Genomic DNA, 14,960 nt, shown 5'->3' on the forward strand with positions numbered 1-14,960 from the left:
AGCGCATTTCCATCGAGAAATCCGGCGCTTTCCGAGCCTTGAATCCCATTCAAGAAAGCGTTCCGAAATGCTCGCTTTTTCAGTCGTAGGCGCAGGCGCAGCATGGTCGCACCCCGAAAGACATGGAGTCGCGACATGAACCTCTTCACCGGTTTGCTGTTCAACCAGGGCCATATCCATGACCCCGAGCTGGCGCTGTCGCTGGCCGGCGTCGAAACCGACACGACGCAGGACGAAGCGCGCAGGCGTGAACGCGATGCAAGGCTCGAGCGTCGCCGTCGTCGCGCGAGCTTCCACAACCACGCCGTCTCGTCGGTGTGCGGCACCACGGCGCTGTCGCCGTTCCGTTGAGCTCGCGGTCGAAGCCGGGCGCGTTTCACCGCTCACGTAAAAACGACGTTGTCACGGCGAATCTGCAGGTCCGACCAACGAGGGCCTGCCATGCCGCGTTTCGCGCACCTGATGGTGTCGTCCATCGCCGTTCTCGTCGCGCTGGCGATGCCGGCGCGTGCGCAGGAACAGGTGAACGTGCCCGTGGAGCAGCTTGACCTGCAGCGCTATGCGGGCCAATGGCACGAGATCGCGCACCTGCCGATGTTCTGGCAGCGCGATTGCGTCGGCGACATCACCGCGACCTACACGCCCAACCCCGACGGCACCGTCGGGGTGCGCAACGCGTGCCGCGTCAAGGACGGCACGACCGACGTCTCCGAGGGCGTGGCCCGCCCCGTCGACGGCAAGCCGGGCGCGCTGGAAGTGCGCTTCGCGCCGGAATGGCTGGCGTGGCTGCCGATGACCTGGGCCGACTACTGGGTGGTCGATCTCGATCCGGAATACCAGTGGGCCATCGTCGGCGGGCCCGAGCGCGAGAACCTGTGGATCCTGTCCCGTCAGCCGGAGATGAACCGCGCGCTGTTCGAGCGGCTGAAGGCGTCGGCCGCCATGAAGGGGTACAACCTGCGCGAGCTGAAGGTGATGGCGCCGCTGCGCTGAGCGGCCCGCCGATCGCATCGCCGCGCCGCCGGCGACGCGATCGGCCTAGAATGCGCGGCCAGAACGCGATCGCGAGCCCTCATGTCACGCAATTCCAAGGCCAAGCGCGACGCGCGCAAGAAGAAGGAACCGAGCCGGCCGATCCGCCGCCTCGGGGATGCGCTGCAGCCCCATGCGCAGCTCCTGGATTCTGACGACACCGCGATCGGCGGCGTGGGCTGGCGCGATGGCGAATGGCTGCTGGTGCTCGGGAGCCAGGTCGCCGCACGCAGCGACAGCGCGGCGATGGCGCTGGCCATGCTGCGCCACGTGGTCGCCGTGCAGGAACGCAATGGCCGCGAGCTGCGCCTGGAGGCCTCCGCGCCGCTGCTCAACGCCGCAGGCCGCGAAGCTGCCGCGCTCGGCCGGACGCTGGAGGAACACCTGGCCGCGCTGGAGCAGGAACGCGTCGAGCGCGAGCCGCTCGCGCCTGTCGTCACGCCGCCCCTGCCGCACTGACGCCCAGGCGGCCGGGCTGGCCGCCATCCCGCATGCGCCGCGTTGGTCCGGTCACCGTAGCCGGAGGATCGACGCCATGCGCCACTCGTGCCTCGCCATCGCGCTCGCGTGCGTCGCCGCGCTATCGGTATTCGCACAGGACCTGCGCCCGGAGTCGCTGAAACTCTACGGCGGTACGTACTCGCCCGACTGCGGCAACGCCGCGGCGCCTCGCGTGCGCATCTCGGCCGACGGGCTGGAAATCGCCAGCGGTGTGCGCACGCTGCGCACGCGCGCGACGATGGACTCGTACACCAGCTTCGGCGCCGCGCCGACCTCGCCGGTGCCGGAGGGCTACCGCGTCGAGTTCCTCGGTGACGACTTCTCGCTGTACGTCTTCGAGGACGCCAAGGGGCTGCATGTACCGCTGCGCGATTACGTGCCCACAGCCGAGCCCATCGTCGGCGCGAAGGGCGTGGGCCTGCGGTACGGGCGCTGTGACGCTCACTGACGGCGCGACGTTCACGCGTTCTTAGCATTGCCGGACGAAAGCGCCCGCCGGGGATGAACTGCGCGCGCGCATGCGCCATCCTTGTCGCCATCGCGGCGAAGGCCGCCTCGCATCGGAGTCGCGGATGGAACTGGGCATGATCGGATTGGGCCGCATGGGCGCGAACATGGCGCAGCGGCTCGTGCAACGCGGGCATCGAGTCGTCGGCTTCGATCCCGGCGCGCAGGCGCGCGAGCGCGCGGCGCAGGGCGGCATCGAGCCCGTGGAATCGCTCGCCGACATGATCGAACGCCTGCCCGCTCCGCGCGTGGTGTGGATGATGGTGCCGGCGGGCGATCCGGTGGATCGCACCATCGCCGACCTGCTGCCGCAGCTGGCGCGTGGCGACACGATCATCGACGGCGGCAATTCGTTCTACAAGGACACGATGCGTCGCGGGACGATGCTCGCCGAACATGGCATCGCCTACGTCGACAGCGGCACCAGCGGCGGCGTGTGGGGGTTGAGCGAGGGCTACAGCCTGATGGTCGGCGGCGATGAAGCGGTCGTCGATCGCCTGCGTCCGATCTTCGAGGCGCTTGCGCCTGCAGCCGATCGCGGCTGGGGCCGCGTGGGTCCCACGGGTGCGGGCCACTTCACCAAGATGGTCCACAACGGCATCGAGTACGGAATGATGCAGGCCTACGCCGAGGGCTTCGCGATCATGCAGAAGCGCACGGATTTCGCGCTGGACCTCGGGCAGATCGCGCAGATATGGCGACACGGCAGCGTCGTGCGTTCGTGGCTGCTGGACCTGAGCGCGAACGCGCTGGAAGAGAACCCGACGATGGCCGGCATCGCGCCGTATGTATCCGATTCGGGCGAAGGTCGCTGGACGGTGGCCGAGGCGATCGAGCTGGATGTGTCGGCGCCGGTGATCACGCTGTCGCTGCTCGAACGCCTGCGTTCGCGTGAGGACGATTCCTTCGCCGACAAGCTGCTCGCCGCGATGCGCGCGCAGTTCGGCGGGCATGCGATCCGCAAGGAGTGACTTTGCCCGGCCTCCCGCGCATGAAACCGCATCGCATCGCGGCTGTCCTCGTCGCGCTGGCATTGGCCGCATGCGCGGCGGCGCCACCGCCGAAGCCACAACCGCTGCCGACGCCGCAGCCTCTGCCGCCGCCCAGGCCGCTGCATAATCCGCTCGCCCAGTGGCGACCTTCGCCGAACCACGATCCACGCAATGCGGTGATGATCGTGCTGCACCAGACGGAGATGGAAAGCGCGGAAGCGGCGCTGCTCACGCTGCAGACGCGGAACCTGGGTGGTCGCGTCAGCGCGCATTACCTGATCGGCGACAATGGCGTGCTGTACCAGCTGGTCGACGAGACGGAACGCGCCTGGCACGCGGGCGCATCGCGCTGGGGAGGCGTGAGCGATCTGAATTCCGCGTCCATCGGCATCGAAATCGACAACGACGGCGTGGAGCCCTTCACCGAGGCGCAGATCGCCACGCTGCTGCGGTTGCTTGGCGACATCACCTGGCGGCTCGATATCCCGAAGCACCTGGTGATCGGCCACGGTGACATCGCGCCGGTGCGCAAGCGCGACCCCAGCGCGTTGTTCCCGTGGAAGCGCCTGGCCGACGCCGGGTATGGCCTGTGGCCGCGCGCGCCGCTGGCGCCGCCGCCGGGCTTCGATGCCTGGGCGGCGATGCGGCTGGTCGGCTACGACCTGCGCGATCCGGAAGCGGCGGTGCGCGCGTTCCATCGCCACTATCGCGGCAACGAGGCATCGCAGTGGCTGCCGGGCGATGCGGAAATCCTGTTCGATCTGCAGAAGCAGCTGATGGACATGCCGGAGCCCGCGGTCGTTCCCATAACGACGCCGTCGCCTTGACGGGGAAGGCGCTTCACCGCCGCCGGAACGCATAGACCACCGCGCCGATCACCAGCGCGATAGCCGCGGCGATGAGGTTCGCCACCTGCGCGCTCGCCAGCAGCGCGAGACTGAGCACGATCGCCGCGACCGGTATCAACGGCCCGCCGGGCAGCCGCAGTGCGCCTTCGCGATCGCCGTGTTTGTGCCGCAGCACGAGCACCGATCCCGCGGTGCCGAGGTAGGTGCACAGTCGCGACACCACCGACAACAGCGCCAGCTGCACGAACGATCCCGACAGCGCCAGCGCGAGCGACACCGCGCCGATCAGCACGATCGAAACGGCCGGCGTGCGGAAGCGCGGATGGATCGCGCCGAGCCAGCGCGGCCCGTAGCCATCCTGTGACAGCGCGAGCAGGTAACGCGGCGCCATCAGCACCGTGTTGCTGCTGGTGCCCAGGATGGAGATGCTCGCGCCGACCGTCATCACCAGCGCGAGCCATTCGCCGGAGAAGCGCGAAGCGGCTTCCGCAAGCGGCGTCGACGAATGCGCGAGATCCGGCAGCGTGCCCAGCGCGACCCACTGCACGCTGACGTACACGAACGTCACCGTGGCGATCATCGTCAGCAACGCGAACGGCACGTCGCGGCGCGGATTGCGATATTCGCCGGCGGCGGCGGGCAGGTTCTCGAAGCCGGCGTAGGCGAACAGCAGCAACAGCGCGGCTTCGGCCAGCGGTCGCGCGGTGAGCGGCGCGGTGGACGGTGCGGCGAGCGAGGTGTCGACGAAGAAGACGCCGATCACCACGAACAACGCGAGCGGCACGAGCTTTCCGATCGCGAGCAACACGCCCGCGTTCGCGGCCGCGCGCACGCCGACGACGTTGATCGCCACCAGCAACGCGATCGAGCCGCTCACGATCGACACACGCGCCCAGCCGGCGTCGGCGGCGGGCCAGAAGTGCGTGACGGCTTCGGCCAGGCCGTTGGCGAGCGCGGCGGCGGTGGCGACGCGCGTGAGCAGCAGCATCCAGCCGACTTCGAAGCCGATGAAGGGACCGAACGCTTCGCGCGCGTAGAGATAACCGCCGCCGGGTGCATCGAAATAACTCGCGGCCTGCGCGTAGCACAGCACCAGCAGGCTCACCGCCAGTCCTGCGAGCAGCACCGCCCACAGGCTCGCCGGCCCGAGCAGCGCCGCGGCCGCGGCTGGCAGCAGATAGATGCCGCTGCCGACGACGTCGTTGATCGACAGGCCGACGATCTGCCATCGGCTCACGGCGCGCAGCGTTCCGGGCGTGGTGCGTGGATCCGTGGGCGTGCTGTCCAACGCGGTGTTTCCCCGTGGTCGGCTGGCGCCCAGAGTGCCCGTCGCATCGGCGCACCGCCAGCTGCAGCGCGTCACGAACGCGAAAGGCCGCCGGTTCGCACCGGCGGCCTTTCGCGGTCCGTGCTGTCAGCGCGTTCGACTCAGAAGTCGTAACGCAGCTGGATCTGCGCCAGGTCCAGGTCGGTGTCCTCGACCTCGAAGCGGCTGTATTCGCCGCGCAGCGCGACGTTGTCGGTGAAGCGGTACTGCACGCCCACGCCGTAGGTCGGGTCGGTGCCGTTGTCGTCCGTGTTGCCGACGATGGACGGGATCGCGCGGTCCAGGTCCCAGCGCTGCACGCCGGCCTTGCCGTAGATCGAGAAGTGGTCGGTGACCGGCACGGTGCCGACGGCGGTCAGGTAGACCGAGCTGGCTTCCAGCGGCGTGCCGGTGCCGCGCGGCTCGAGCTTGCCGAAGTCGGCGTAGCCGCCTTCAAGCCCGAAATAGCGGTTGAACTGGTAGCCGCCGAAGACCGAGTACGCGGTGTCCTCGTCGTCGTACGCGCCTTCGTCCACATAGGACTGGCCGACACCCGCGCCGGCGTAGAAGCCCTTGTCGGCGGCCTGCGCGCCGAATGCGGCGGCGCTGGCGATGACGGCGACCAAGGCGGTGGAGAGCACTTTGTTCTTCTTCATTGCGAATCGACTCCTGCATGCGCGCCGGCATCGGGGGAGGGAGCGGCGCTTCATCGCGACGGGTCCTGGCGGAATGCCTGGGCGGCCATCGCTGCAGGAAGGAGATGGGCGTTGCGTGCGCGGAACAAAGAGCGGGATCCGGGGAAACACTGTCCCGCCCGTGGAACCCGGTCTTCACCTTCTTTGCCGAATCCGGTGGTTCGTGTACGGCCGGGGTTGGACGCCCGATGTGCTCCTAAGATCGGTGCAGATGCCGCATGCGCCGGGTGCATGAAGCGCCGCCGTCGGCAGGATCACCATCAAACGCAACGGGGAAGGGAATCATGAAGACATGCATGCTCGCATTCGTACTGTCGACGGCGTTGTTCGCCGGACCAGCCTTCGCTGACGAACAGGCCGTAACGACCACTCCCGCGAAGGCCGACGAAGCCGTTGCCGGCAAGCCCGCGGCGGAGGAGCGCCTCGTCTGCGAACGCATCCGCAGCACCGGCAGCAACAAGGTCGAACGCGTGTGCAAGACCGCCAAGCAGCGCGCTGACGAAAGGAACAGCGAAAAGAGCCAGGCCGACCGTGACGCGGCCGAACGCATGATGCGCACGCGCACGCAGTGACATATCGCGCTGATTCGTGACGCACGTCGCGCGAGGCCCCGCCGCAAGCAGAAACCGCAATGAATGGCGTTAAGCGCATGTCGACGCCGCTCCCCCGATGACAGCGTGGTTCATCGACACGGGTGCACATTCGCGTTGCGGGTGTCCCGTCTTGCGGGGCATGTCGCGAGGCCCCGCAGAGGGCCGGGTACTTCGGGCGTGTGGCGCGGAAGGCGGCTTCGGCCGCCTTTCGCTTTCCTGGAGGCCTGCCATGGACAATTCGCCCCGCAGTTCCAACCGGCGGCTGTACGGGCCCGCATGCGACAATGGCACACGATGAACAGTCCCCTGGATCTTGCGCACCTGCGCCGCAGCTGTTCCCAGTGCTCGCTCCAGCAGCTCTGCCTGCCGGCGGGCATCAGCGGGCCTGAACTCGACCGCCTCGACGACATCGTCCGTCGACGCCGCACCATCTCGCGCGGCGAGCGCCTGTTCCGCATCGGCGACTCGCTCGCTTCGGTCTACGTCGCCCGCGACGGCGCGTTCAAGACGGTGACGCTGAGCGAGGACGGCGACGAGCAGGTCCTCGGATTCCACCTCCCGGGTGAACTCATCGGACTCGACGCGCTGGGCGGCGGCTCGCATCGCTGCGAAGCGGTGGCGCTGGGCGATGCGAACGTGTGCGAAGTGCCGTTCGACCAGCTCACCGAAGTCGCGGCGCAATTGCCGGGATTGCAGCAGCAGCTGCTGCGCGTCATCGGCCACAGCCTCAATCGCGACCACGACCACATGGGCATGCTCGTGCGGCGCCAGGCGAACGAACGCATCGCGCTGTTCCTGCATGGCCTGGGCGAACGTTTCCGCCAGATTGGCCAGTCGGCGACGCAGTTCAGGCTGCCGATGAGCCGCGAGGACGTTGCGCGTTACCTCGGCCTTGCGCTGGAAACGGTGAGCCGCGGCTTCACGCGGTTGCAGGAAGACGGCGTGATCGACGTGCATGGGCGTCGCGTGGACATCGTCGACCTGGAGGAACTCACGCGACTGGCCCACGGCGCGGAAGAGGAAACACCGCGCGCACGCCGCACGCGCAGCGCGACGTAATCCGGACTCTCACGCCGACGGCGTGGCGCATCCCAGCGCGGACAGCACCGCGTGCAGTTCCGGCAACTGCATCAGCCACGGTGCCGACAGCGTCAGCAGTCCGGCGACCATCACCAGTCCCGCGCCCGCATTGCGCCAGCGCGTCTGCAACCAGCGGCCTAGGCGCGCGCCGCTCCACGTCAGCGGCAGCATCACCGGCAATGTGCCGACGCCGAACGCGAGCATCGTCAGCGCGCCGTGCAGCGCGCTCGCCTGCAGCCACGCGGCGGCGAGCAGCGTGGTGCTCAATCCGCACGGCAGCCAGCCCCACAACACCGCCAAGCCGATGCGCTTGGCGCGCGAATCCGCCGGCAACATCCGCTGCTGCAGCGGGCGCAACCACGCCCACATGCGCGCACCTGGGCCGCCGAGCGCCGAAAAACGCCCGCGTCGATCGAACAGACGCAGTGCCACGACGATCAACACCAGTCCGACGAGCATGCGAAGCGCGGTCGCCAGCCCATCCATCCGCGCGACACCGACGATGCCGTGGCCGAGGCCGCCGGCGAGCGCACCGGCGATGACATAGCCGCCGATGCGCGCGAGGTTCGCTTCGAGCGCCGGCGCGATCGAGCGTCGCACCGTCGTGGCTCCAGCGCGCTGCGCGCTCACCGAAAAGCCCGTCGCGATGCCGCCGCACATCGCCGCGCAGTGCGCGCCGCCCAGCAAGCCGCTGAGCGATGCCGCGCCGAGCGTCAGCCAGTCAATCGGCATGCCGATCGACCTCAGTGGACTCGCTCGCCGGATCGCAAATCGGCGACGGCAGCGGGTCTTCGCGAAGGATGTCGATGGCCGGCGTGTCGAGGTCGTCGAACTGTCCGCGGCGCACCGCCCAGACGAACGAGGCGATCGCGATGCCCAGCAGCACCAGGCTGATCGGCACTAGCAGCAGCAGGATGTTCATGCGGCCCTCCTTCCGTTGCGTTGGCCGCGGCTCAGCCGCAGCGCGTTAAGCGTGACCAGCAGCGACGAGCCTGCCATGCCGAGCGCCGCGATCCACGGCGTCACGTGTCCGGTCGCGGCCAACGGAATCGCCAGCACGTTGTAGCCCAGCGCCCACGCGAGGTTCTGCCGGATGATGCGCTGCGTGCGCCGCGCCAGCGCGATCGCCTGCGGCACGCGCAGCAGCGACGGGCTGGTCACGACGAAATCCGCCGCGCGCTGCGCGAGGGCGGCGCCTTCGGCCATGGCGAGCGAAACATCGGCGCCGGCGAGCACAGGCGCGTCGTTGATCCCATCGCCAACCATCGCGACGACATCGCCGCGCGACTGCGCCTCGCGCACGCGGGCGAGTTTCTGCTCGGGCGATTGCCGCGCCAGGACGTCGTCGATGCCGACCTGTCGTGCGAAGCTCGCGACCGCCTCGGTGGCATCGCCGCTGCACAGTTCCACCGCGATGCCGGCCTCGCGCAGTGCAGTGATGGCCTCACGCGCGCCATCGCGCATGGTTTCGCGGACGGTGATGCGCGCGAACGCACGCGTCCCGTCGCCGAGCCACAGCGCGCCATCGTCCGCCTGTCGGGCGGCAAAGTCCGCGCGCCCAAGGCGCCAGCGCACGCCCTCGATATCGCCTTCGATGCCGCAACCGGCCACGGCCTGCACGCCGTGCGCCGTGCGATCGGCCGCGGTGTGCGCGAACGCCTGCGCGAGCGGATGCGCGCTGCCGCGCTCGAGCGCGGAAGCGATCGACAGCGCATCACGCGCGTCGAGATCAACGAACGTCGCGATGCTGTCGAGTTCCGGACGCCCGTTACTGAGCGTGCCGGTCTTGTCGAGCACGACGCGATCCACGCGGGCCAGCGTCGACAGCGCATCCTCCCGTACGCCCAGCACGCCGATGCGGGCGAGCGCGCCGTGCGCGGTCGTCAGCGCGGTGGGAATCGCAAGCGACAGCGCGCACGGGCAGCTCACGACCAGCAGCGCGAGCGTGACTTCGAGCGCGCGTGCGGGTTCGTGCACGTGCCACCACGCGAGCGTCGCGACCGCGCACAGCAGTAGCGCGACGACGAATCCGCCTGCCACGCGTTCGGCTGCCCGCGCCAGACGCGGCCGCGCCGACTGCGCCTGTTCGACCAGGCGCGTGAGCTGCGAAAGACGCGTGTCGGCGCCGGTGCGCACGACGCGCAGCCGCGCCGCGTGCTCGCCGCAGACGCTGCCCGCGAGCGCGGCGTCGCCGGCTTCGCGGCGGACCGGTGTGGATTCGCCGGTGATGAGCGCTTCGTCGAAGGACGCGGCGCGATCGAGCAGCACGCCGTCGGCCGGCACCGCTTCGCCCGCCGCCACGCGCAGCACGTCGCCGATGGCGATCTCGCCCAGCGGAACCTGCTCGGTCGAGCCATCCTCGCGTTCACGCAGCGCGAGTGCCGGACGCGCCCGCGCGAGCGCATCGACCTGCGCGCTGGCGATGCCGCGCGCGCGCTGTTCGAACATGCGCGCCACCAGCAACAGCAGCACGAACATCACCGCCGCGTCGTACCAGACGTGGGTGCCGCCGCGCAGCGTTTCCGCCAGGCTGGCGACGTACGCCAGCAGGGTCGAGCCGGCGATGAGCGTGTCCATGCCGACACGGCGGCCACGCAATTCGCGCCACATGCCTTCCAGGAACGGCCAGCCCGAATAGAACACGACCGGCGTGGAGACGAGGAAGGTGATCCAGCGGAAGAAATCGCGCGTGGCGACCGGCATCTGCTGCGCGGTGTCCAGATACAGCGCTTCGGCGAACATCATCGCCTGGATCGCGCCGAGTCCCGCTACGCCCAGTCGCAGCAGCCAGCGACGGCGTTCGCGGCGCTGTGCCTGCTCGCGTGCGTCTCCGGTCGCCAGCCACGGGCGATAACTCAGCGCGGCGAGGCGTTGCATCAGCGTCGACAGCGTGACGCGCTGCGGATCCCACGCGACCACGACGCGGCCGGTCACCGCATTGGCGCCCGCGTCGAGCACGCCGGGATGCCGGCGCAGTGCGCGATCGATCAGCCACGCGCAGGCGGCGCAGCGCATCGCGTCGGTGAGCACGGTGATCTCGCGGCCGCCGGGAACGACGCGCGCGTGTTCGGCGAGCACGACGTCGCGATCCCACGCGCCGAAATCGGAGGCGTCGACCTGCACGCGCCCGGCGGGCGAGGTGCGCAGCGCGTAGTAATCGCCGAGCGCGGCCTCGCGGATCCACGTCGCCGCCGCCGCGCAACCGTTGCAGCAGAACGCACGGTCGCCGTCGCAAATGGCATCTGCCGCAAGCGTCTCGCCGCAGTGGTGGCAGACGCCGATGTCGGCGGTGCGGGTGTCGCGCAGGGGTAGCGCCGCATCCATCGCTATTCGCCTGTGAGCGCCGGCGCCAGGTGCGCTGCGCCCTGACCGGCGACCAGGCGGCCCCGGAGGCGCCACTGCGCGTCGGCGGGCGTGAGTTGCAGCAGCCAGTCGTGGCCGGTTTCGAGTGCGAGATCCGCGTGCCAGCCGAGTTCGCTGGGCTTCAACTCGACACGCACATCGCGCGACGCATCGCTCGGGTGCGAGAGCGCGACCGAGAGCGGCGCATCGCGCGGCACGTCGCCATTCGCGAACCCGCCGCCGACGGGCAGCAGATCGACGCCTTTCGCGTCCACGTGCAGTACGGCCGACAGCGTCATCGACCGTGCGCGCTCGTCGGGGCCGAGTTCCGTCGTCTGGATCTGCGCCGTGCGCTGCACAGTGTCGATCACCGCATCGTCGCCGCCGCTGCGCAGCGCGACGACGACGAGCCCGACGCCGGCCACGATCGACAGCAACGGAAGGCCGATCACCAGCCACATCACGGGATTGCGGAGTTTCACGGCCAGACTCATCACATCGGTCCGAAGAAAGTCGAGGCCACGTCGGCATTCGCGGTGCCATCGACGCGTTCGACATGGAAGGTCACCGCCTGCTTGCCGCGGACGCCCTCGGGCGCGGACAGCACCAGTGGAAGGTTGAGCACCTGCTCGGCGTCGGCATTCACCGTCTGCGGCCCGCCGCGCAGTTCGATGCCGGCCGGCGCCTGCACCCGGATGCGGAACGTGCGCGGCGCGACATCCTTGTTGACGAGCTTGAGCGTGTAGGTGTTCTCGATGCGATCGTCGGCGGCTTCGCGATAGAGCGCATTGCGGTCGCGCAGCACTTCTGCGATCAGCGGGCTGCGATGGCCGACGCCCCACGCCCAGGCCACGCACAGCGCCAGCAGCAGAACGCCGTAGAGCAGCACGCGCGGACGCGCCACGCGCGTGGGCTTGCCGTCGATGGCGTTCTGCGTGGAATAGCGGATCAGGCCCTTCGGATAGCCCATCTTGTCCATCACCGAATCGCAGGCGTCGATGCAGGCGCCGCATGCGATGCACTCGTATTGCAGGCCGTTGCGGATGTCGATGCCGGTCGGGCAGACCTGCACGCAGATCGTGCAGTCGATGCAGTCGCCCAGCTGTTCAGGCTCGAACTTCGGCAGCGGCTGCGCGACGAGGCCGACATCGGTGACGGCGGTCGTGCCCGCGGCACCGAGCGTGACCGCGTTGCCTTGCCGTGCCGCGCGGAACACGTAGTCGTAGGCGGTGGCGGGATCGAGCAGGCCGCGGGCGCGTTCGAGCACGCTGCCCAGGCCGCGCTTGCGCGGGCCGCGCGGTTCGCCGCGCATCGGGTCGTAGGCGATGATGAGCGTGTTGCGGTCGAACATCGCGCTCTGGAAACGCGCGTACGGGCACATGTACTTGCAGACCTGCTCGCGCAGGAAGCCCGCGTTGCCCCACGTCGCCAGCGCGTAGAACAGCACCCAGAACGTCTCCCAGCCGCCCCAGCCAGGCGCGTTGCCGAAGAGCGGCGCGCGTGCGGCGAGGTCGGTGATCGGCGTGAAGAAGCCGACGAAGGTGAAGCCGGTCCACAGCGCGAATACCAGCCACAGCACGTGCTTTCCGCCCTTGCGCAGCAGCTTGTGGGCGGTCCACGGCGCGGCGTCGAGCTTCATGCGCGCGTTGCGGTCGCCTTCGGTCCAGCGCTCCATCCACAGGAACACTTCCGTCCACACCGTCTGCGGGCAGGCGTAGCCGCACCACAGGCGCCCGGCGATGGCGGTGAAGAAGAACAGCGACAGGCCCGCGATGATCATCAGCACCGCGAGCAGGAAGAAATCCTGCGGCCAGAAATTCAGGCCGAACACGTAGAACTTGCGCGCCGGCAGGTCGAACAGCACCGCCTGGCGGCCGTCCCAGCGCAACCACGGGAACACGTAGAACATGCCCAGCAGCACGACGACCGCGACGTTGCGCCAGGTCTGGAACACGCCGCTCACGCTGCGCGGGTAGATCTTCCGCTCGCTGACGTACAGCGCGTTGCCGCCGTCGTCGAGGAGGTCGATCGAGATCTTCTTGTTCATCGCGGTAAGGACTACTCGGGCCGCAGCGGCCCGTTGAAACGGCTGGCCGGGCGCAGCAGCACCCAGGTGAACGCGCTGGATGCTGCGGTAGCGATCCAGAACATGAAAAAGCCCAGGCTGTACCCGAGCGTGCGTGTCATCGGCAGGTGCGGGAAGGTCATGTCGCGCAACGCGAGCGGATCGACGTACGCGAAGAACACCATCGTCGCGACGCACGCGGCGAAGAAGCTGGGCCACAGGATCGCCCCGAGCCGCTGCGAGAGCGGTCGGGGCGGGTGGTCGAATCGCGGTGCTGGCTGGCTCATGGCAGCGTGCTCGCCTCAGGAGTTCAACGTGTCGCGGTCACCGTCGATTGGGTGGGATGCGACAGCGACCAGACATACGCCGCGGCCAGGCGCGAGCGCGTCTCGCCGAGCGTGTTGCGCCATGCGGGCATCACGCCGTGGCGGCCGTTCTCGATCGTGTGGCGCAGGCTCTCGCTGCTGTTGCCGTAGAGCCAGTAGTCGTCGGTGAGGTCGGGCGCACCCATCGCGGTATTGCCCTTGCCGTCCACGCCGTGGCACGCGATGCACACGCCGTTGTAGAGCGCCTTGCCCTGCGCGGCCATGTAGTTGTTCTGCATGGTGTCCGGGTTCGACAGCGTGCGGACGTAGGCGACCACGTAATCGACCGCGTTGTCGCCGCCCATGCCGGTGAGCACCTTGCCCCATTCGGGCATCACGCCTTCGCGGCCTTCCAGCACCGAGTGCAGCACGTCGTCCGGCGTGCCGCCCCAATGCCAGATCTGGTCGGTGAGGTTCGGGTATCCGACCGCACCCTGCGCCGTGGAGCCGTGGCAGGTCGCGCAGGTGTTGTTGAAGATCGAACGGCCCAGCGCGACGGCCTTGGGATCGCGTGCGATGACGTCGATCGACTTGCCCGCGTACGGCGCGAAGGTCTGTTCGAGCTTCGCATCGTCGCGCGCCTTGTCGGCGGCCTGTTCGCGTGCGGAGGTCCACTTCGCCACGCCCGCGAACGCGCCCAGTCCCGGATACCAGACCAGGTACACGATCGCGAAGACGATCGTGATGTAGAACAGGTTCACCCACCAGCGCGGCATGGGCTTGTTGTACTCGGTGAGGTTGCCGTCCCACACGTGGCTGGTGTCGGTGGGGGCGGGATCGCCCGGCCGGCGCTTGCCGGTCCACCAGATCAGCCAGACGCAACCGAGGATGTTGATCGCGACGATCGCGATGACATAGATCGACCAGCCGGTGGTCATTGCCGTTTCTCCCGGTCTTCATCGAGCGGCAGCTGCGCGGCCGCGTCGAATTCGTTCTTGCGCTTCGGGCTCCAGGCCCACACCCAGCCGGCCACGAACAGCACCAGCAGGATCGTCGTGACGATTCCGGACAGCATGGTCAGCCTCCCCTCGGAGCGTGGCGGCCCAGGCCCTGCAGGTAGGCGACGACCGCATCGAGCTCGGTCTTGCCGTCCACCGCGGCCGGCGCGCCGGCGATGTCGTCGACGGTGTACGGATCGCCGATGGTCTTGAGCGCCTTCATGCGCTGCTGCACCTGTTCGCCGTCGACCTTCGCTTCGGCGAGCCACGGGAAGCCGGGCATGTTGGATTCGGGCACGACGTCGCGCGGGTTGTGCAGGTGCACGCGATGCCAGTCGTCGGAATAGCGGCCGCCCACGCGCGCCAGGTCCGGCCCGGTGCGCTTGGAGCCCCACTGGAAGGGGCGGTCGTACACGGATTCGCCCGCGAGCGAGTAGTGACCGTAGCGCTCGGTCTCGAAGCGCAGCGTGCGCACCATCTGCGAATGGCAGTTGTAGCAACCCTCGCGGACATAGACGTCGCGGCCGGCGAGTTCGAGCGCGGGATACGGCTTCACGCCGGGCAGGGGCGTGATGGCTTCGGCCTGGTGCATCAGCGGGACGATTTCCGCCAGGCCGCCGAAGGACACGGCCACGGCGATCAGCACCGCCATGAGGCCGACGTTGGTTTCGACTTTCTCGTGTGAATGGCTCATGT

At 68.9% G+C, this 14,960-nt stretch carries 19 protein-coding genes; 8 read left to right on the forward strand and 11 right to left on the reverse strand.

Going from position 1 to position 14,960, the window contains the following annotated elements; genetic code table 11:
* Positions 1-135: 135 nt before the first annotated feature.
* From ABIE51_RS03760 to ABIE51_RS03785, 6 genes are all read left to right on the forward strand, one after another.
* Positions 136-351, forward strand: coding sequence for a hypothetical protein (locus ABIE51_RS03760; RefSeq protein ID WP_115841238.1), 216 nt, complete (start codon positions 136-138; stop codon positions 349-351).
* A 90-nt stretch (positions 352-441) separates the two neighbouring features.
* On the forward strand, positions 442-993 hold the full coding sequence (locus ABIE51_RS03765) for a lipocalin family protein (protein WP_157029254.1): 552 nt from the start codon (positions 442-444) through the stop codon (positions 991-993).
* 81 nt (positions 994-1,074) lie between these two features.
* Entirely contained in the window at positions 1,075-1,491 is a 417-nt protein-coding gene (locus ABIE51_RS03770) for a hypothetical protein (RefSeq protein ID WP_192632291.1), read from the forward strand.
* A 76-nt stretch (positions 1,492-1,567) separates the two neighbouring features.
* Positions 1,568-1,981 (forward strand): hypothetical protein, encoded by a 414-nt coding sequence (locus tag ABIE51_RS03775; RefSeq protein ID WP_192632292.1) that lies wholly within the window; start codon positions 1,568-1,570, stop codon positions 1,979-1,981.
* 124 nt (positions 1,982-2,105) lie between these two features.
* Complete coding sequence (gene gnd, locus ABIE51_RS03780) at positions 2,106-3,011, forward strand: phosphogluconate dehydrogenase (NAD(+)-dependent, decarboxylating) (RefSeq protein WP_192632293.1); 906 nt, start codon at positions 2,106-2,108, stop codon at positions 3,009-3,011.
* 20 nt (positions 3,012-3,031) lie between these two features.
* Positions 3,032-3,859, forward strand: a complete 828-nt coding sequence (locus ABIE51_RS03785) for an N-acetylmuramoyl-L-alanine amidase (RefSeq protein WP_192632294.1) — start codon at positions 3,032-3,034, stop codon at positions 3,857-3,859.
* Positions 3,860-3,872: 13 nt separating this feature from the next.
* Here the strand turns inward: ABIE51_RS03785 and ABIE51_RS03790 are convergent, their stop codons facing one another.
* Entirely contained in the window at positions 3,873-5,168 is a 1,296-nt protein-coding gene (locus ABIE51_RS03790; RefSeq protein ID WP_192632295.1) for an APC family permease, read from the reverse strand.
* 140 nt (positions 5,169-5,308) lie between these two features.
* On the reverse strand, positions 5,309-5,842 hold the full coding sequence (locus ABIE51_RS03795; RefSeq protein ID WP_181902701.1) for an outer membrane beta-barrel protein: 534 nt from the start codon (positions 5,840-5,842) through the stop codon (positions 5,309-5,311).
* A gap of 335 nt (positions 5,843-6,177) precedes the next feature.
* On the opposite strand from ABIE51_RS03795, the gene ABIE51_RS03800 reads away from it, so the two are divergent.
* Positions 6,178-6,453: a hypothetical protein gene (locus ABIE51_RS03800; RefSeq protein WP_192632296.1), complete on the forward strand. Its 276-nt coding sequence runs from the start codon at positions 6,178-6,180 to the stop codon at positions 6,451-6,453.
* Between the two features lie 315 nt (positions 6,454-6,768).
* Positions 6,769-7,533 (forward strand): fumarate/nitrate reduction transcriptional regulator Fnr, encoded by a 765-nt coding sequence (gene fnr, locus ABIE51_RS03805; RefSeq protein ID WP_192632297.1) that lies wholly within the window; start codon positions 6,769-6,771, stop codon positions 7,531-7,533.
* Positions 7,534-7,542: 9 nt separating this feature from the next.
* Here fnr and ABIE51_RS03810 read toward each other — a convergent pair whose 3' ends face one another.
* Genes ABIE51_RS03810 through ccoO form a run of 9 tightly spaced genes read right to left on the reverse strand, consistent with a single transcriptional unit; the run spans position 7,543 to position 14,958 of the window.
* Positions 7,543-8,286: a sulfite exporter TauE/SafE family protein gene (locus ABIE51_RS03810; RefSeq protein ID WP_192632298.1), complete on the reverse strand. Its 744-nt coding sequence runs from the start codon at positions 8,284-8,286 to the stop codon at positions 7,543-7,545.
* Positions 8,276-8,476, reverse strand: coding sequence for a cbb3-type cytochrome oxidase assembly protein CcoS (ccoS, locus tag ABIE51_RS03815; protein ID WP_192632299.1), 201 nt, complete (start codon positions 8,474-8,476; stop codon positions 8,276-8,278). Before ccoS ends, ABIE51_RS03810 begins: the two co-directional genes overlap by 11 nt.
* Positions 8,473-10,878, reverse strand: a complete 2,406-nt coding sequence (locus ABIE51_RS03820; protein ID WP_192632300.1) for a heavy metal translocating P-type ATPase — start codon at positions 10,876-10,878, stop codon at positions 8,473-8,475. Before ABIE51_RS03820 ends, ccoS begins: the two co-directional genes overlap by 4 nt.
* A gap of 2 nt (positions 10,879-10,880) precedes the next feature.
* Positions 10,881-11,390 carry a FixH family protein gene (locus ABIE51_RS03825; RefSeq protein ID WP_192632301.1) on the reverse strand — a complete coding sequence of 170 codons (510 nt, stop codon included), beginning with the start codon at positions 11,388-11,390 and terminating at the stop codon, positions 10,881-10,883.
* The gene (locus ABIE51_RS03830) at positions 11,390-12,943 is read right to left on the reverse strand and encodes a 4Fe-4S dicluster domain-containing protein (protein ID WP_192632302.1); all 1,554 of its coding nucleotides are present in this window, start codon (positions 12,941-12,943) and stop codon (positions 11,390-11,392) included. Before ABIE51_RS03830 ends, ABIE51_RS03825 begins: the two co-directional genes overlap by 1 nt.
* Positions 12,944-12,954: 11 nt before the next feature.
* The gene (locus ABIE51_RS03835; protein ID WP_157029267.1) at positions 12,955-13,248 is read right to left on the reverse strand and encodes a hypothetical protein; all 294 of its coding nucleotides are present in this window, start codon (positions 13,246-13,248) and stop codon (positions 12,955-12,957) included.
* A gap of 23 nt (positions 13,249-13,271) precedes the next feature.
* A complete protein-coding gene (ccoP, locus tag ABIE51_RS03840) occupies positions 13,272-14,204 on the reverse strand; it encodes a cytochrome-c oxidase, cbb3-type subunit III (RefSeq protein ID WP_157029268.1) in 933 nt (310 codons plus the stop codon).
* Complete coding sequence (locus tag ABIE51_RS03845; protein ID WP_115841254.1) at positions 14,201-14,341, reverse strand: cbb3-type cytochrome oxidase subunit 3; 141 nt, start codon at positions 14,339-14,341, stop codon at positions 14,201-14,203. The genes ccoP and ABIE51_RS03845 overlap by 4 nt, the downstream gene beginning before the upstream one ends.
* A 2-nt stretch (positions 14,342-14,343) precedes the next feature.
* Complete coding sequence (gene ccoO, locus ABIE51_RS03850) at positions 14,344-14,958, reverse strand: cytochrome-c oxidase, cbb3-type subunit II (protein ID WP_192632303.1); 615 nt, start codon at positions 14,956-14,958, stop codon at positions 14,344-14,346.
* Positions 14,959-14,960 lie beyond the last annotated feature (2 nt).

It is taken from the genome of Lysobacter sp. OAE881 (assembly GCF_040546665.1).
Lineage (GTDB): Bacteria > Pseudomonadota > Gammaproteobacteria > Xanthomonadales > Xanthomonadaceae > Lysobacter_J > Lysobacter_J soli.